The organism is Nisaea sp. (genome assembly GCF_965216895.1).
Lineage (GTDB): Bacteria > Pseudomonadota > Alphaproteobacteria > Thalassobaculales > Thalassobaculaceae > Nisaea.
On sequence record NZ_OZ244205.1, the window covers coordinates 4,076,055 to 4,092,903 of the forward strand.

At 64.6% G+C, this 16,849-nt stretch carries 17 protein-coding genes; 6 read left to right on the top strand and 11 right to left on the bottom strand.

What is annotated here, in order from left to right:
• Nucleotides 1-240: 240 nt before the first annotated feature.
• Nucleotides 241-846, top strand: coding sequence for a rhodanese-like domain-containing protein (locus ACOOE1_RS19335; protein ID WP_420403838.1), 606 nt, complete (start codon nt 241-243; stop codon nt 844-846).
• 235 nt (nt 847-1,081) lie between these two features.
• Here the strand turns inward: ACOOE1_RS19335 and ACOOE1_RS19340 are convergent, their stop codons facing one another.
• The 7 genes from ACOOE1_RS19340 to ACOOE1_RS19370 all read right to left on the bottom strand — a co-directional run bounded on the left by ACOOE1_RS19340 (nt 1,082) and on the right by ACOOE1_RS19370 (nt 6,454).
• Entirely contained in the window at nt 1,082-1,543 is a 462-nt protein-coding gene (locus tag ACOOE1_RS19340) for a DUF3237 domain-containing protein (protein WP_420403839.1), read from the bottom strand.
• A gap of 99 nt (nt 1,544-1,642) precedes the next feature.
• Nucleotides 1,643-1,993, bottom strand: a complete 351-nt coding sequence (locus tag ACOOE1_RS19345; RefSeq protein WP_420403840.1) for a cupredoxin domain-containing protein — start codon at nt 1,991-1,993, stop codon at nt 1,643-1,645.
• Nucleotides 1,994-1,995: 2 nt separating this feature from the next.
• Nucleotides 1,996-2,793: a DUF4394 domain-containing protein gene (locus tag ACOOE1_RS19350; RefSeq protein WP_420403841.1), complete on the bottom strand. Its 798-nt coding sequence runs from the start codon at nt 2,791-2,793 to the stop codon at nt 1,996-1,998.
• A gap of 116 nt (nt 2,794-2,909) precedes the next feature.
• Entirely contained in the window at nt 2,910-3,326 is a 417-nt protein-coding gene (locus ACOOE1_RS19355; RefSeq protein ID WP_420403842.1) for a response regulator, read from the bottom strand.
• On the bottom strand, nt 3,323-5,632 hold the full coding sequence (locus ACOOE1_RS19360) for an ATP-binding protein (RefSeq protein ID WP_420403843.1): 2,310 nt from the start codon (nt 5,630-5,632) through the stop codon (nt 3,323-3,325). Before ACOOE1_RS19360 ends, ACOOE1_RS19355 begins: the two co-directional genes overlap by 4 nt.
• Before the next feature lie 10 nt (nt 5,633-5,642).
• Nucleotides 5,643-5,987, bottom strand: a complete 345-nt coding sequence (locus tag ACOOE1_RS19365; RefSeq protein ID WP_420403844.1) for a cupredoxin domain-containing protein — start codon at nt 5,985-5,987, stop codon at nt 5,643-5,645.
• 77 nt (nt 5,988-6,064) lie between these two features.
• Entirely contained in the window at nt 6,065-6,454 is a 390-nt protein-coding gene (locus ACOOE1_RS19370; RefSeq protein WP_420403845.1) for a hypothetical protein, read from the bottom strand.
• Nucleotides 6,455-6,540: 86 nt separating this feature from the next.
• Between ACOOE1_RS19370 and ACOOE1_RS19375 the strand changes: the two genes are divergently transcribed.
• The gene (locus tag ACOOE1_RS19375) at nt 6,541-7,257 is read left to right on the top strand and encodes a lysophospholipid acyltransferase family protein (RefSeq protein WP_420403846.1); all 717 of its coding nucleotides are present in this window, start codon (nt 6,541-6,543) and stop codon (nt 7,255-7,257) included.
• Here the strand turns inward: ACOOE1_RS19375 and ACOOE1_RS19380 are convergent.
• Complete coding sequence (locus ACOOE1_RS19380; RefSeq protein WP_420403847.1) at nt 7,250-7,756, bottom strand: flagellar basal body-associated FliL family protein; 507 nt, start codon at nt 7,754-7,756, stop codon at nt 7,250-7,252. The two genes, ACOOE1_RS19375 and ACOOE1_RS19380, sit on opposite strands and share 8 nt — an antisense overlap.
• 143 nt (nt 7,757-7,899) lie before the next feature.
• Between ACOOE1_RS19380 and ACOOE1_RS19385 the strand changes: the two genes are divergently transcribed.
• The gene (locus tag ACOOE1_RS19385; RefSeq protein ID WP_420403848.1) at nt 7,900-8,154 is read left to right on the top strand and encodes a hypothetical protein; all 255 of its coding nucleotides are present in this window, start codon (nt 7,900-7,902) and stop codon (nt 8,152-8,154) included.
• Here ACOOE1_RS19385 and ACOOE1_RS19390 read toward each other — a convergent pair.
• Nucleotides 8,151-9,050, bottom strand: a complete 900-nt coding sequence (locus ACOOE1_RS19390; protein WP_420403849.1) for an NAD-dependent epimerase/dehydratase family protein — start codon at nt 9,048-9,050, stop codon at nt 8,151-8,153. The two genes, ACOOE1_RS19385 and ACOOE1_RS19390, sit on opposite strands and share 4 nt — an antisense overlap.
• Before the next feature lie 104 nt (nt 9,051-9,154).
• Nucleotides 9,155-10,936: a gamma-glutamyltransferase family protein gene (locus tag ACOOE1_RS19395; protein ID WP_420403850.1), complete on the bottom strand. Its 1,782-nt coding sequence runs from the start codon at nt 10,934-10,936 to the stop codon at nt 9,155-9,157.
• A 213-nt stretch (nt 10,937-11,149) separates the two neighbouring features.
• On the opposite strand from ACOOE1_RS19395, the gene ACOOE1_RS19400 reads away from it, so the two are divergent.
• Nucleotides 11,150-13,645, top strand: a complete 2,496-nt coding sequence (locus tag ACOOE1_RS19400; RefSeq protein WP_420403851.1) for a DUF1217 domain-containing protein — start codon at nt 11,150-11,152, stop codon at nt 13,643-13,645.
• A 19-nt stretch (nt 13,646-13,664) separates the two neighbouring features.
• On the opposite strand, the gene ACOOE1_RS19405 is transcribed toward ACOOE1_RS19400, so the two are convergent.
• On the bottom strand, nt 13,665-14,480 hold the full coding sequence (locus ACOOE1_RS19405) for an aspartate dehydrogenase (protein ID WP_420403852.1): 816 nt from the start codon (nt 14,478-14,480) through the stop codon (nt 13,665-13,667).
• Between the two features lie 171 nt (nt 14,481-14,651).
• Between ACOOE1_RS19405 and ACOOE1_RS19410 the strand changes: the two genes are divergently transcribed.
• Together ACOOE1_RS19410 and ACOOE1_RS19415 are read left to right on the top strand one after the other, a co-directional pair.
• Complete coding sequence (locus ACOOE1_RS19410) at nt 14,652-15,641, top strand: Bug family tripartite tricarboxylate transporter substrate binding protein (protein WP_420403853.1); 990 nt, start codon at nt 14,652-14,654, stop codon at nt 15,639-15,641.
• 212 nt (nt 15,642-15,853) lie between these two features.
• Nucleotides 15,854-16,825 carry a Bug family tripartite tricarboxylate transporter substrate binding protein gene (locus ACOOE1_RS19415; protein ID WP_420403854.1) on the top strand — a complete coding sequence of 324 codons (972 nt, stop codon included), beginning with the start codon at nt 15,854-15,856 and terminating at the stop codon, nt 16,823-16,825.
• Nucleotides 16,826-16,849 lie beyond the last annotated feature (24 nt).

A 16,849-nucleotide genomic window follows, 5' to 3' on the forward strand; every position in this document is an offset into this window, starting at 1 on the left:
CCCGGCCGGAGAGCCGGGACCCGGCTCTCCGCATAGCGGCGACGGTGGCGCATGGGATCCCGGATCGCGGTCCGGGATGACGAGCTCCGTTTGAATTCCCAGCGGTCCGCCCCGTTCGTTCAGGCGCGTGTGCGCAGAGCTGCATGAATGGCGCTAAACACATTCGAATACATGAATGTAATATGTCCCGACGAAGCGCACCGTCGCTCGCATGCAAAGAAAAAGTCGGGAGGACCGAGAATGAGAGCCCTGTTCATAGCCGCGCTGTTCGCCTTGCTGGCCGGGATGCCGCATCCGCTGCCGGCCGCCGAGCTGGAGGTGAAGATCAACGCCCAGACCCCCAGCGTCACGCTGCAGACGAAAGACGGCCCGGTGGAGGTGATGCGCAACCAGGACCAGGACGCGACGATCGATCCCGCCTATGCGAAGACCTCCCGCAAATGTCCGCCCTTCTGCATCCAGCCCATGCAGGTCGCCCCGGGCGTGACGACGGTGGGCGAGGTCGAACTGCTCGAATTCGCGAAGACCGGCGGCAAGCTGATCGACGGCCGGACCCTCGAATGGCATGTCGACGGCACGATTCCCGGCGCGGTCAACATGCCCTACACCCAGATGGCCGACCGTCTGGACGAGATCGGCTGCGTGAAGCAGGCGGACGGGACATGGAACTGCGCGGACGCCGAGACGGTCCTGCTGTTCTGCAACGGCCCCTGGTGCGGACAGTCCCCGATGGCGATCAAGGCGATGCTCCGGGAGGGCTTTCCGGCGGAGAAGATCCTCTATTACCGCGGCGGCATGCAGGCCTGGCACACGCTGGGGCTGACGGTCGTCGAGGGGGATATGTAGGCCCTGACGGAGCTTTGGATAACGGAGAGCGCGCCTGGTCTGCCAGGCGGGTTTTTCTTGTCGGGCGCGGCGAGCGGACAGCGCTCCCGTTCCCCTCGACCGCCACCACCCCGTCTTCAACCCGGCGCAGGCCGGGACCCAGGGGATCGCAGAGCAGTGACGGTGGAGCGATAGGTCCCGGATTGGGGGCCGGAATGACGAATTCTGGAGCTATAGCTCCAGAATCAAGTCTCCCTCACAACACCCGATACACATTATAAACCGGCCCCGCCGGCGTCCGGTCCCCCGTCCCCACACAGACGGCCTTGTTCAGCCAGAGATACTTGTCCGCGCTGGTCTCGAAGCTGGGCGTGATGCGGAAATAATAATCGTTCCGGTCCACCGGCTGGCCGGCATTCAGCCGCGCCATCACCTCTTCCGGGCCGTGCCGGAGCCCCTTGTAGGTCATGTAGATCAGCGCGCCGTCACCGGTCTCCAGCACCAGGCGGACGTCGAGCTGGGTCACGCCGTCGGCGCGGACCAGGATCCAGTCGCCGCCGCCGCCGCGCACCGTGCCCTTGATCCCCGGACCCTCGAACGTCCCGCCCGTCACTTTGGCGATCTTGCGCTCGCCATAGGGGGTATGGCCGAGGAGCTGGAGCGGGGCTTCCACCTGCAGCGCGATGTCGAAGAGATGTTCCGTCTGGATATGGCTCACGGGGCCGGTCCTCCCTTTATGGTCAAGGGGGAGTATGACCGCTTCGCACGCGCTTGAAAATCGCCCGCTCCGCATCGCGGAACGGGCCGGGGGGAGTGGTTATTCGGTGACCGTCACCACCGCGCGCATCTTCGGGTGGATCCGGCAGCGCAGGGTGAAGCGGCCCGGGTTCTCGAAGGTGACGGCGACCTCGCTGCCCGAATTCTGCAGGCCGATATCGAAGGCGCCGCCCGCGCTGTCGGAATAGACATTGTGGCCGAAGACGTCGGAATTCAGGAACACAACCTGCTCGCCCGCCCTGATGGTGACCGCCTTCGGCAGGAAGGCGATGCCGGCCTGCTCGATGACGACCGGTGTCGCGGCATAGAGGCCGCCGACCGTCAGCCAGGCCCCCGCGGCCGCGAGGGCGAGGCGGTGGACGATGCGGCGCCGGAGCGTGCCGGGGGCCATGATCAGCGGTTGACCACGGGCGCGGCGATGTCGATCACCGCGCCGCCGCCGGAGGCGATGCGGCCGATTTTCGTCAGTGTGCCGCGGGCGACCGTCAGGCTGTAGAGGTCGCGGCCCGCGACGGCGAAGCCGTGATATTCGTCCTCAAGGTCGGTGAAGATGTCGATCGCCTCGACCGCCATGCCGGGCGCGAGCCCGGTCGGGCCGACGGTCTTCAGCACGCCGTCGTTCGGCGGATCCTGCACGACGTAGGTTCCATGCAGGCTGTCCACGTCGAAGAGCTGGGTCTGCGTCGCGCCCTTGAAGGCATTGATATAGGCGCCGGCCAGCACGCCGGCCGGCTTGCCCGCATTGCGGTCGCCGGCGGCATAGGCGAGACGGCCGTCCACCACGGCGGCGCCGGTCTCGACATTGACCCGGAGGTTCTGCCCGTTGGACGCCATGACCCGGAGCCTGTCGGCCTGCGGGTTGAAGTCGACCACGAGATTGTCGACGGCCTCGAGCGGCTCGGAGATCTTCGATTTCAGCGTGGCGGCGCCGCTTTCGGGATCGATGGTGTAGATCGAGCCGCTCGCGGTCACGGCATAGAGCGCGAGGTCGGCCGGGCGGATGTCGATGCCGAGCACCTTGGTGTCGACGCCGGTGATGTCGACGATCCGGGAATTGTCCGGCGCGGTGTCGGTCGTCAGCACGAGCTGGTTGCGCGCGGTGAGGCCGATCAGCTCGAGCGCGGCGGCGGGCTGCACCCAGCTAAGGCCGGCGGCGGCAAGGGCCAGGGCGAGGGTCTTCGGGAATCTCATCATATGGTCCGTCTTCCGGTTTCACGGAGCGCCGGACCGGAGCCGGCGGTGCCGACGCTCACGCATGTCTACGTGCGGAGACGCGCAGCGGATCGGTTTCGCCGGAGGGGCGTCGCTCAGAGCCTGAAGATCGCCTCGACCTTCGCTTTCAGCTGGTCCGGCGTGAAGGGCTTGGCGATATAGGCGTCGACTCCGGCCGTGCGGGCGGCGATGACGAAGTCCTTGTTGGCGTTCCCCGTCAGCATGATGAATTTCATCTTCGGGAAGTTCCGGCGCACCGCCTTCAGGAATTCGAGCCCGTTCAGCTCCGGCATGTTCCAGTCGGAGACGACAAGCTGCACGTCGCCGTCCAGCTCCTTCAGAAGTTTCAGTGCGTTGAGGCCGTCCCTGGCGTGAAAGATGCGGCGGAATCCCATCACCTTCAGCGCGCCCTGGGCGAGTTTCGCCGCCATCGGTTCGTCCTCGGCGACGATCACCTGGTACTCGGCGTAGTTCGGGCGGAAGTCGCCGGAAGGGTCGGTGGTGAAACTCATGACGCGGCGTGGCTTTCGAGCAGGGTTCGGCTTTCCTCAAGCGCGGCGATCAGGTCTGCGACCTGTTCTTTCGCGGTGTCAGATAGATGCACCGGGCCGGCTTCGTTTTCAACCGCGAGCGCGGCGCGGAAGACCGAACGCAGTCCGACCGAGGCGGCCGCGCTCTTCAACTGGTGTGCCGCATCGGCGAGGGCCGAGCCGTTTCCTTCGGCAAGATGCGCGGCGAGGGCGTCCAGATGCGTGTCGATCGAGGCGAGGAAATCGCCGACCATCTCGGCCGCGAACGCGTCGCCGAGCTGGGTGCGGTAGGTCTCCAGGATCTCCGGTTCCAGCGCCGGGCCGTCCTGCATCAGCTTTTCCGCGACCGGCGAGGCGGGCGCGGGCTGGTTCTCGTCCTCGAAACCGGGGAAAGCGCCGTCCTCCTCCCCGGCCGCGGGGATGACCGGGCCGAGCACGCGGGCGAGGGCACCGAACAGCAGGCCCGGATGGATCGGCTTGGCGACATAGGCGTCCATGCCGGCCTCCATGCAGCGCGCGACCTCGTCCGCCGTCGCCGCGGCCGTGGCGGCGACGATCGGGATGGCGGAGCGGGGCGGGCCGAGCGCCCGGATCCGGCGCGTCGCCTCCAAGCCGTCCATGCCCGGCATGTTCATGTCCATCAGCACGGCGTCGTAGGTGCCGGCCGGATTGTTCTCCATCGCGGCCAGTGCGGCGGCGCCGTCGCCGACCATGTGGACGCTGTGTCCCTCCGCTTCCAGCAGTCCGCGGGCGACCTGCTGGTTCACCATGTTGTCCTCGGCCACGAGCAGGGAGAGCGGCGGCAGGCTGGTTGCCGCGGCTTTGCTTTTCTCGTCCGGTTTCCGGCCCTCCGGCAGGGGCAGCTCGAACCAGAATGTGCTGCCTGCGCCCACGGCGCTCTCCAGTCCGATCTCGCCGCCCATCAGTTCGACGAGCTGCTTGCAGATCGCGAGGCCGAGACCGGTGCCGCCATATTGCCGCGCGGTCGAGTTCTCCGCCTGGCTGAATTCCCGGAACAGTTTCGAGATCTTGTCTTCCGGGATGCCGATGCCGGTGTCGCTGACGGAGAACCGGTAGCTGCCCGGCGCCGCGCCCGGGACGACGGAGACGGTGACGGAGCCGCTCTCGGTGAATTTCAGCGCATTGCCGACGAGATTGAGCAGGATCTGGCGCAGTCGCGCGCTGTCGCCCTTCAGATGCGAGGGGCAGTCCGGCGACACTTCCGCGACGAAGGAGAGACCTTTCTCCTCGGCCCGGCCCTGCATCAGCGCGAGCGAGCCCTCGACAAGACGGCGGAGGTCGAAATCGAGAACCTCGAGATCGAGCTTGCCGGCCTCAAGCTTGGAAAAATCGAGAATGCCGTTGAGCAGGTGCATGAGCCCCTCGGCGCTTTCCAGAACGGTCTCGGCGAAATGCCGTTCCTCGGGGCCGAGCGGCTTGCGCAGCAACAGGCGGGTCATGCCGATCACGCCGTTCATCGGGGTGCGGATCTCGTGGCTCATCATGGCGAGGAAGTCGGCCTTCGCCTTGGCCGCCGCCTCGGCGCTGTCGCGTGCCTCGCGGACCTCGTTCATGACGTCGCGGAAGACGATGAGCGAGCGCGCCATGCCGCCGATCTCGTCGCCGCGGTCGAGATCGTTCTGCCTGACCTCGATCGAGCGGTCGCCCGCGGCGAGCTCGACGGTGCGGCGGGCCAGCCGGTTCAGCGGTCGGATGATGTCGCGGGCGAGCAGGATGGCGACGATCACCGAGACGATCAGCACGCCGGCGAGGATCCAGGTCGTGAAGCGCTTGGTTTCTTCCACCTGCTCCTCGGCGGCAAGCCAGAAGCGGTACCCGTCCTCGGCGGCGACCTGGACCAGGATGTCTAGATTGGTCTTCAGCCGCTCGGCGATCTCGTCCCTCGGCGCACGGAGCGCGGGATCGTCGCGCGCATCGTGTGCGGTCTGCCACCAGGCCTCGAAATCCGTTTTCAGCGCCGCCACCAGTTCGGCCGTGCGCTCGGACATGCGGCGCTCGTCGGCGATCTCGAGATCGAGGAAAAAGTCCTCGCGCATGCGCTGCAGCCGCTCCTCGGCGCCGCCGCCGGTCAGGCGCTCCTCCAGCTCGATCACCAGAAAGTTGGTCTGTGCCGCACGGGCGAAATTGATCGATTGCAGCGGGCGGTCGTAGAGCGTCTTGGCGATGTCGCCGAGGGTCCAGGTCGAGAAGAAGCTGGTCCCCGCCAGGGCGCCCGCGGCCAGCACGGCCACCAGGAACGCGCCGATCAGTTTGAGGCGGAGGGACATCGGACGCGGGTTATTCTTCGACTCTGATCTTCAGCCGCATGCGCGGATGGATGCGGCAGCGGACATCGACGATGCCGAGTTTCTCGAGCACCACGTCCCGTTCCTCACCCGGCGCCTGCAGGCCGATATCGAAGCTAGCGCCCGCGGTCTCGGAGTAGACGTTGTGGCCGTAGAAATCGTCGTTCACGAAGCGGACCATGTCGCCTTTCTTCACCGTCACCTCGCCCGGCGTGAAGTGGCGGCCCTTCTGGCTGATCGTGGCCGCGGGATCCGCCGCGAAGCTCACGACGGCGCCCGCCGCGACCGACAGGGCGACGGCCAGCACGGTGGCGCCGAAGGATTTGGTGAGGGACATGCGCGCGTCCAGGTTGTGATCGGATTCCGATATCATACCGCAAATTCTGTGGACTTACTCTAGAGATGCGGGCGGGTCTATACATCCCCGCCCGCGTCGCGGCGGTTCACAAACAGGCGATCCAGTTCCAGCCGATGGAAGGTCTCGGCCTGAGGTCCCCGGTCCGGCCCGAAATAGAGCCCGAGCGCCCGGCAATGCTGGAAGAAGCCGGGCCCCGGCAGACCGCCGCGGGATTTCGATACCGCAACGGCAGCCCTGAGCGGCCGCCCGTCGGCATGATCCTGGCTGATCAGGCGTTCCAATGCGTCCGTCAGCTTGTGAATGGCGTGCGGGCGCGGAATGCCGGCCTCGTCGGCGAGGGTCGCGTATGCGATCAGGCGCCCGGCACAGGCGTGGCGTTCCAGCGCGTCGAGCAGACGCGGATACCATTCGGGGCGTTCCTGGTTTTCCGGCGGGTCGATGGGCATGGTGCGCTCGCAGGTCGGGACAAGGGGCAGCGTGACAGGCCGCCGAATCTTCAGTAAAGGGTGGGGCAAAGCTTGTGGAATCAAAAATGACCGCTTTCAGGGCGACGCTTTTCAACGTCCTCTTCTACATCTTCACCCCCATCATCGGCCTGGTGGCGCTTCCGGTCTTTCTCGGACCGAGAAGCTGGGTCTGCTGGGTGCGTGACACCTGGTGCCGCGCCGTGCTGGCGCTGCTCGCCGGGACGGTCGGCCTGCGCTGGCGGCTCGAGGGGCGGGAGCACCTTCCGGACGGTCCCTGCCTGATCGCCTGCAAGCATCAGTCGGCCTGGGAGACGATCGCGCTGCAGCTGATCTGTCGCGACCCGGCGATCGTGCTGAAGCAGGAACTGCTGAAGCTGCCGGTGGTCGGCTGGTATTTCCGCAAGGTCGGCATGGTCCCGGTCGACCGCTCGGCCGGGGCGGGGGCGCTGAAGCTGATGGTCAAGGCGGCGGAGGAGCGGGTCGCCGAGGGGCGTCCGGTGGTGATCTTCCCGCAGGGCACCCGGGTCGCGCCGGGCACCGAGCAGGCCTACCATCCGGGCGTCTATGCGCTGTACCGCGCACTGGACCTTCCGACGGTGCCGGTCGCGCTGAATTCCGGTCAGTTCTGGGGCCGGGAAAGTTTCATGAAATATCCGGGAACCGTGGATGTCCGGGTGCTGGAGCCGATCCCGCCGGGTCTCGACCGCAAGACCTTCATGAAGCGGCTGGAACAGGCGATCGAGGGCGAAACGACGCGTCTCGAGAACGCCGCCGCTACTTGATCGTCATCTTCATGACCTGAACGTTCAGCAGGTCTTCTTTCGGAATGATGTCCCTCAGACGGACCCAAACCCCGTCGCGGATCCTGTTGATCCCGTCGAAGCCGTTCAGGTCGTCCTGGGAGAAGCTGCTGGCATAGATGATTACCGCATCGCGGATCCGCGGCTCGAGCGCCGCGACGCGCGCCTGGGCACCGGGATCCTTGAGCTCGAGCGCGAGACTGAGCAGCATGAAGACCGGATAGCGCCGCTCGGTCTGCAGATTGATGACGAATTCCTCGAGCTGGAAGACCACCGAGTTCGGATCCGTCGCCGCATAGGGCGGGGGAGCCTCGTTCAGGTAGGGTTCCTCCTTCGGCGCGGAGTCTCCGCCTCCCATCATGTGTTTTCGCTTGGCGCCCAGGGGATCGAAACCGGGGATCAGCCCGAACATCACGGCGCCCATTCCGGCGCCGACGATCAGCATCAGCGGGAGGGTCACGAAGATGATCAGTTTCTTCACGCGCGCTGGCTCCGTTCGCTCAAGGGACCGTCTCGATCCTCTCCACTAGCAGCTATCCTGTTTGCCTGAACAGTATTTCCGGTGCAAACACCGGGTGAAACAGTCCTATTATGAGCCCGGCATTCGAATGAGGTGACGTGTCGATGCAGGATAAGGAAGCGCGGGCGTGGCTCGAGTTTTTCATGAAGCAGCCGGAAGAGCGTCAGGCGGAGAAGCTTCGGGCCGAGGCGCCGGGCGTCACTTCCTTCGTGATCGATCTGGTCGATGACCGGTTCTACATCACCCTCCGTTTCGAAGACGGGCGCGAGAGGGCGATCGCGCTGAGCGAAGACCTTGCGCTCTACCTGCGCGAATACCTCAATACCGGCCTGATGGAACGGGCAACGCGCCGCCGTTAGGCTTCCCGGCCGGAGCGGTAATGCGCGATGGTTCGGGCGATCCCGTCCGACAGCGAGGTGCGCGGCAGCGGCCCCAGCAGGTCCGCAACGGGGGTCGGCACCATTTCCGCCGGAATCGGAAGAGTGGGGCCGTTCCAGTCCAGTTCCGCCTCCGGCACATGCTTGCGGATTTCCTCCACGATCGTGCCCGCATCCACCATTTCGCCGGAGAGCGTGACCGCGTGCGCGCCCTGGAAGGGACGGGTGGCCGCGGCCTCGCAGACCGCCGCGACGTCGTCGACGAAGATCAGGTCGGCGGCGCCGGAATAGCCGATCGTGTAGGGGCGCCCCGCAAGGGCCTCCCGGCAGGCGACCGAGGGACCGGCGGTGAGTCCCGTCACCCGTCCGGGGCCGTAGACGACGGCCGGGCGGAAGCCGATGCTCGGAATGCCGGATTCGACCCAGTACGCGCGGGCGCAGCCCTCGGTAGCCAGCTTGTAGGCGCCGTAATGGGTGATCGGGCTGAGATCGGTGCAGTCGTCCGGGGCGAGCGCGGAGGCGCTGCTGGCATAGACGATCCCGCTCATGCCTTCCGCCTTGGCGGCTTCAAAGACGTTCAGCGTGCCGATCAGGTTGACCTTGGCGCCGAGCACCGGATCGGCCGAGCATTCTGGCGTCAGCAGGGCCGCGAGGTGAACGGCAAACGTACAGCCGCGGGCCGCGTCGCGCACCGCTTCGGTATCTGCGATGTCGCCGCTCACCCAGTCGATTTCGTCGGCCCCGTCGCCGAGGATCTCCCGGACGATGGAGCGGTCCTCCTTCAGATCGAAGACCCGGACGTCGACGTTTCTCTTTTTCAGCCGCTTGATGAGCCAGGCGCCCAGAAACCCGCCGCCGCCGGTGATCAAGACCTTCATTCTGCCACTCCCGTTCCGGCCATATCAGGAACTACGAGCTGATAGGCGAGGTTGTCGATGGATGGTCGCGGGGCGGCATGCCGCCGCCCGCGCGAAGCTCCGGATCAGCGGCCGACAGCGTAGCCCTGCATGCCGCGCGGGTTGGCTGCGGCGCGTAGCATGTCGCCGTCCTTGGCGGCTGCGGTGAGGCGGCCTTCCGACCAGTCCTCGCCGACCTCGACATCGTGGCCGCGGCGGCGCAGTTCCTGAACGGTCGCTTCCGGGAACCGTCCTTCCAGCACCAGCCGCTTCTCGGTCCGGCCGCGCGGCCAGAAAGAGCTCGGGAAATGCTCGTTGTGGAAGGCCGGGCAGTCGATCGCCTCCTGCAGGTTCATCCCGTGCTCGGCATGATGCAGGAAGAGCAGCAGCGACCACTGGTCCTGCTGGTCGCCGCCAGGCGTGCCGAAGGGCATGTAGGCCTCGCCGTCGCGCAGCGCGAAGCTGGGCGAGAGCGTGGTGCGCGGACGCTTGCCCGGCGCGAGCGTCGAGGGCGAGCCTTCCTCGAGCCAGAACATCTGCGCCCGGTTGCCGAGGCAGAAGCCGAGTTCCGGGATGATCGGCGAGCTCTGCAGCCAACCGCCGCTCGGGGTCGCCGAGACCATGTTGCCGTCCCTGTCGATGATGTCGATATGAACGGTGTCGCCCCGGGCCTCGCCCATCTTGCCGACGGTCGGCTCGCCGACGCCGAGACCGGCGCCGGAAATGTCGGCGGCGTGCGGCTCGAGGGTGAAGGCGATGTTGTTGTCGTAGCCTTCGATGGTGCCGGCGAAGAAAGCGTCGGAGGCGTCCTTGCCAACCAGCGCCCGCCGGCTTTCGGCATAGGCGTCGCTCAAGAGCGTCTCCATCGGCACGTCGACGAAATTCGGGTCGCCGTAATAGGCCTCGCGATCGGCATAGGAGAGCTTCGAGGTTTCGGTCACCGCATGGACGAAATCCGGGCCGGTCGGGTCCATGTCGGCAAGACCCATCGCCTTCAGCAGGGAGAGTTGCTGCAGCAGCACCGGACCCTGGCTCCAGGCACCCGGCTTCATCACCGTATAGCGGCCGTAGTCGTAGGCGAGCGGGTCCTCGTAGCTCGCGGACCAGCCGGAAAGATCGTCGCCGGTCAGCAGGCCCTTGTGCCTGCGCCCGGTCGCGTCCATGTAGGCGTCCCGGCAGAAGCGGTCGATGGCCTCGGCAATCCAGCCGCGGTACCAGATGTCGCGCGCCCGGTCGATCTGAGCCTCTCGGCTGCCGCCGCCGGACTCCGCCTCACGCACGATGCGCTCGTAGGTGTCGGCCAGCTTCGGGTTGGAGAAGATGCCGCCCGGCACCGGCGCCTTGCCGTCCTTCAGATAGATCGCGGCCGAGGTCTTCCACTCGTTCTGGAACAGCTCGCGCACCGTCTCGACCGTGTCGGTGATCTTCGGGACCACCGGATAGCCGTTGCGCGCGTAGCCGACGGCATATTCCAGCACCTGGGCGAGGCCCATGGTGCCGTGGTCGCGCAGCATCAGCATCCAGGCGTCGAACGCGCCTGGCGTCACCGCCGCGAGCAGGCCGCTGCCCGGAATGAGATCGAGCCCGAGATCGCGGATCGCGGGGATGGTCGCGTTCCGCGGCGCCGGGCCCTGGCCGCAGATCACGCGGGTCCGGTTCTCTCCGGCGCTATGCATGATCAGTGGAAGGTCGCCGCCCGGGCCATTCAGGTGCGGCTCGACGATCTGCAGCACGAAGCCGGCGGCGACGGCCGCGTCGAACGCATTGCCGCCGCGTTCAAGAATGGCCATGCCGGCCGAGGAGGCGAGCCAATGGGTCGAGGTGACGACACCAAAAGTGCCGCGGATTTCCGGTCGGGTCGTGAACATCACATTTCCTGGGACGGAGGTGTCGAAGAGGGGCGACTATAATGCGGCACACCGAAGATTCGCAATTCCCGGGGGCGCGCGGCATTTCCTAAATTGAATTTTAACCCCGGAAATGCTATAAATCCGATGCCTCAGAAGAGGTGGTCCGATTCCTGCATGTTATCATGTGGTTAGAGCCGGGCCGAAGTTCCGGCTGCAGAAGCAGAGGACAACATGTCGAACGCATCGGTCGCATTGGCCATTCTTGGCGGCAGCGCTTCCTCGTCCTTTCCGACGACAGCGGTAGCGGCATTCGCGAAATACAAGAAGGATCCCGTCGCGGCGCGTACGGAATTCTACAATCGCGCCGATGTTCAAAAGAGCATTACCAATTTCCAGGCCTCCTCAGAGAAGCTCACCAAGCTCGATGACCTGCTCAAGGACCGCGCGACCCTCGAATTCGTGCTGACCGCGTTCGGTCTCGAGTCGGAGATCGGCAATCCCGGCAAACTGAAGGCGATCTTCAACAGCGACAACGACGATCCGAACTCCTACGCCAATCGTCTGGCCGACCCCCGTTATGCCGAACTCGCGAAGTTCTTCAATGTCGGGAAGGAGGGCGTTTCGAAGTTCAAGAGCGAAGAGGCCCAGACAGAGGTCATCGACAAATACCTGACGAACGCGTTCGAGATCTCGCTCGGAAACGAGAACCCGGCAGCTCGTGAGGCGGTCTATTTCCTGCGCAGGATCAACGAGGTCGATTCCTCCGTCGAAATTCTCGGCGACATCGCATTGCGCAGCATCGTGACCACGGCGCTCGGCCTGCCGCCGCAGATCGCCAACCAGTCCGTCCTGCGGCAGGAGGCCCTGCTCGACGCCAAGCTCGATTTCGACAAGCTGAACACGCTTGACCGGGACGAGGAAAATGTCAGGAAGAGCAGGGTCGATCTCGTGGAGGACGATCTCGCGGCCCTGAAGACGGGACTTGCTGCGACCACGAACGCAAATACCGAGCTCAGCGGGTTGCAGGAGCAGCTCGAAGACCTGAGGATCCGCCTGCAGGATTTCGACAACGTCACCAATCCGGCCGGCGTGCTTGCGAACGAGATACCGGTTCAGGAGGCGGCAATTCCTGAACTGATCCGCCAGCGCGGCCTGATCGCCGCCGGAGAGCGCGCTCTGGCGGAAACCGATCCCAATATCGAGCGCCTGAACCAGATTTTCGCGGAGGCCGCGAGCGTCGAGACCCAGGAAGACCTCGACAGCCTGAAGAACGAGTTTGCCGACCTCGTCGGCGAGATCACGGCCGCGGACGGATTCATCAAGAGTGCCAATTACGTCGACACCACGTCCGGGACCACGGAAAACCTGTTCGTTCCGTCAGGTGATGGCGGCAGCGGGATCGATGCGCTTGGCAGCTCCAAGATCACGACGGTGGTGAAATCGGACGGTACCGCCGTCGTCACCTCCTCCTACGACCTGAGTTCGTTCCTGACCAGCCTCGATGACGCCAACACGGCCTTCCAGTCGGTGACGCTCGGTGCCCTGTCATCCGGCCTCGCGGCGGCGGAAGCCGATTTCGATGCTGCCGAGGACGAGTTCAAATCGGCCAGTATCGTGAATGGGGTCAACAATTCGAGCTTCAATGGAAGTATCGACAGCGTGAATTTCGGCTACACGCTGAACTCGCAGGAACTGTCGCAGGGCATTTCCGCCGTTGACGACGCTCTGACCCGTCTTGCGGATGCCGCTTCTGTTATTTCCGAGATCCGCTCGCTCGCCTTCGATGCACAACAGGAAGATGCGGATATCGATGCGCTGAACACGCAATACGGCGCCAAACTCGAAGAACTGACCTCGCTCATCAACGATGCCGGCTCGGCCTCCGATGGGACAAATACCTATACCTTCGACAATCTCCTGACGGGCGGAACCTTCACCTACGAAGCCGACACCAATTCGGGCAAGAGCATCGATGCGCGTGGCGGGACCCTCGACACCGACATCCTTGCCGGCCTGCCGACCACGCTCTCGGCGGCGAATGCGAACAGCATCATCAGCGATGTCGATACGACTTTCACCGACGCCCTGTCTGACCTGAAGGACAATCTGGTGACGGATCGTAGGATCTTCGATTTCGCCGCCAACACAGCGGACCCTCTGGGGGCGATCGACTCCGAGATTCGTCAGATCCGTAGCGATCTGGACAAGATCATCGATAGTGCCGGCGCGAGCGGGGACAATCTGCTGGAGGAATTCGCGAGCGACTTGAAGGTCACGCTCGGCACGCTGGGTACGGTGATCACCGTCGATGCGCAGAACGGTTTCAAGGACAGTTTCGAGGGTTCACTCAGTTCGCTCCAGTACCTTGCCGTCACCGGCGCGACCGCGGCTTCCCGCGAAGAGCTGCTGAACGATGCGCTGTTCACCGTCGGCTCGACGCTGGGCCGGATCAAGGCCGAGCAGTACACGCTGAATATCCAGCAGTCGATTCTCGACGAAAAGAAGAACGCGCTGACCGGCTCGAGCGGTTCCGCCGAAAATCTGAGTTTCCTGAAGCCGCTCGAGAATACGAACTACGCGATCAAGTTCATCGAGCAGTACCTGATCAAGGTGGATCTGCAGGCGGTCGGCGGGACCACGACATCAGGTGGCCCGACAAATCCGAATCTCGTCAGTCTGTTCCAGGGGATCAGCGGCGGCGGCGGCCTGCTCAACCTGACCAGCTGAGCAGGGCCGCTCGCTGCGGTCAGGTTCCGGCGGTCAGCGGCGCCGTGACGCGGCGCAGGGTCGCGATCACGCTGAGGGCGGTTATTTTCCCGGTCTTAGGGTTCTCTTCCGTCGGAATATTCTCGATCGTCATCGTGAAGCGGGCGCTGTCGGCCTCGACGCGGATCGTATGGGTGTTCCGGGTGACCTCCGGATCTGCCCAGATCTGAACCGTTGTCCGCTCGGGGCCGATGCCGGCGAGGCTGAGGGCGGCCGCTACGTTGACATTGGCGGGGAAGCCCTTGGCAGCCTCCCGCGCATTTCCCTCGAACACCTTCTTCGCCACGTTCAGACGCTCGACGGAAATGTCGTTCTCCACGAGATACGGGGCGCCCGCAAGCCCGCGCGGCGGCTTGCGGGTCTCCAGCGTAACCGAGGCGATCTCGCCTTCCGCCGCGGCACGTACCGCGTCCAGCCCGATCAGCGCGCCGGTCGGTAAGATCAGCCTTGCGCCCGTTTCCTTCGCCCGGTCGACGAGATCCATATGATTCAGCAGGGCGCCGATGCTGACCGGTACAAAAATGCGTCCGGCCTCGATCGCGGACCCGGCAACGGTCTCGAAGACCGCGGCGGGGGCGCATTCGACGACGATGTCGCACGACTTTGCCAGGTCCTCAAGCGGGACGACGGGGGCGGTCGCGCCGATTGAAGAGAGATTACTTGCAGCTTTTTCAGCATCCCGAGCAGAGACGGCGCCGAGTTCCAGGTCAGGTAGGGTGCCGTCGGTCACGGCGCGCGCCAAGGTAAGGCCGATGGCTCCAAGACCGCCAATGCCGATTTTAAGCTTTGTACCCATCGATCCGATTTCCCGTGTCCGCTGTGATTGCAAGAATTGGACGCTTTCTGTAGCCCAGATTTCGCTGCTGTCAAACCACGGCAGGTTCGGCGTCCGGCTGGACGGCGGTCTGCGGCAATGTATAGTCTCCGCGACGCGGGTGGGAGCAGGATGCGACAGTTCAGGTTCTTAGTGCCTCTGATTCTGGTGGCTGCCGCGCTGTCCGCGCGGCCGGGGCCCGCACACGCCCAGGATCTTTCCTGCGCTACGGTATCACTGATCGTCCCGGCTGCCGTCGGGTCGGCCAGCGACCTTGTGGCGCGGGCGATCGCGGATGCTGCGAGTGCGGCCGGAGGCAGCAGCTATCGTGTGCGCAACCGGCCACGGGCGATTGCGCAGAACCTGATCGACTCCGCGGCGCCGAACGGCTGCACCCTGCTGGTCGACACGCAGATCCGGGTGGCGTTTGAAATCCTGGACGGCGATATGCGGGCCTGGCGCGGACTGACGCCTGTCGCGCTGCTGACGCGGACACCCATGGCACTGGCGTTTTCGACGGGCGGTCCCGCGAAACCGGCGCCGAAGGGAGAGGAACCGGAACCGCCGCGTCTCGGCAAAATCATCTCCGATCTGCGAACCGAGCCGGAAGCCGTGGCCTTTGCCCTGGTGGACGACCCGCTGGAGAAACTGTTGTTCCTGCAGATGGAGGAAGCACTCGGCGTGCGCTTTCGGATACGGAGTTTTCCCAACGGTCTTGCGCGCTATCGCGAGATTCTCGACGGGCCGCCCGGCACGATGGGATTCGTCTCTCTGCGGGCCGCGAAAGCGCGCATGAAGAATGAGCAGCTTCATATCCTGGCCGTGACCGCCGAGGCGCCTTCCGAATTGTTGCCCGACATTCCGACTTTGGGGACGGCGACCGACGGGCTGAGCCTTGGAATAGATCACGGGATTTTCGGGCCGGAAGGTCTTCCCGCGGAGGTCGTCGCCGCTCATGTTGCGACCTTGCAGAAGGTCATGGAGACCCGCGGCGTCCTGGTGACCCTGCACGAGGAATATGGCACTGAGGCACGCCTGATCACGGCGGATGGATTTTCCCGCTATCTGGAAAATCTTGCGGCCGACTGGAAGGAAATGCTGCAGCGTCAAGACAATAGAGGCCGCCTCGGGCAGAAAAGCTGAAGTCGTCGAGACGACAACCTGAAGGCGAAATCAGTTTAAGTGTTTGTTTTCACTGTTCACGCTTGGAAAATGAAACCTCGTCTGGCAACGGCAAAAGGTTGACACCCGGTTTCGTATTCATAGGGTTACTGGCTCTGGACGGGTGCGCCGGAGGTGCGTCCGCGACATCTAGAGTGCCGGCCTTTGTCGGTGTGACTTCTGGGAGACAAGAAATGAAGATCAAGACAGCCCTATTTGCGGCCTTTGCGACCGCGTCTGTCGCCCTTTCCGGGGGCGCGGGCGCCCAGGCTGCCGATCTGCCTTGCCGCACCGCCAAACTGATCGTTCCGTGGGGCGCGGGTGGCGGTACCGACGTTATTTTCCGCCAGTTCGTGGAATCGGTCAATGCGGCCGGCGCGAAGCCGCAGCTTCAGGTCGTCAATATTGGCGGTCAGGGCGGCAACAAGGGCGCCAAGGAAGCCCGTGGCTCCAAGCCGGACGGCTGCACCCTGTTCGCCATTCACCAGAGCGCGCTCACCAGCTTCTTCAACGGCCGCGTGGACTTCACCTGGGACGCTTTCGAGCCGGTTGCCCTGCTGACCCGGACCCCGGCCATCATCGGCGCCAACCCGGACGTTCCGTACAACAACGTTAAGGAACTGGTTGAGACCGCCAAGAAGGCGCCGGGTTCGGTCGTTGCCGGCGGCACGCTCGGGTCCACCAGCCACTTCATCTTCCTGCTGCTCGAAGATGCGGCGGGCGTGAAGTTCAAGCACGTTTCCTATGACGGCACGCGTCAGCGCATGACCGCGCTGCTGGCGAAGAACATCGAGATCGGCGAAATCAACCTCGCCGCTGCCAAGAAATACATTCAGACCAACGAGCTGAAGGCCCTCGGCATCACCACGCCCGAGCGCAATCCGGAAATCCCGGAGGTCATGACCCTGAAAGAGCAGGGCTATGACCTGATCTATGGTACGGACCGCGGTATCGTTCTGCCGAAAGGTGCGAGCCAGGACGTGATCGATCATTATGCCGAGATGTTCAAGAAGGCCGCGCAGGACCCGAAAGTGGTCGAGGCGATGAACGCCAAGGGCACCGCGGTCAATTACCTCGGTCCGAAGGAGTACACGGCTTACTTCGAGAAGACCTTCGCGGACTGGAAGCGGATCGCGATTGAGGTTGGACTTTACAAAGGCAGCTGATTAAACAGCCTTGCGGGCGGCGGC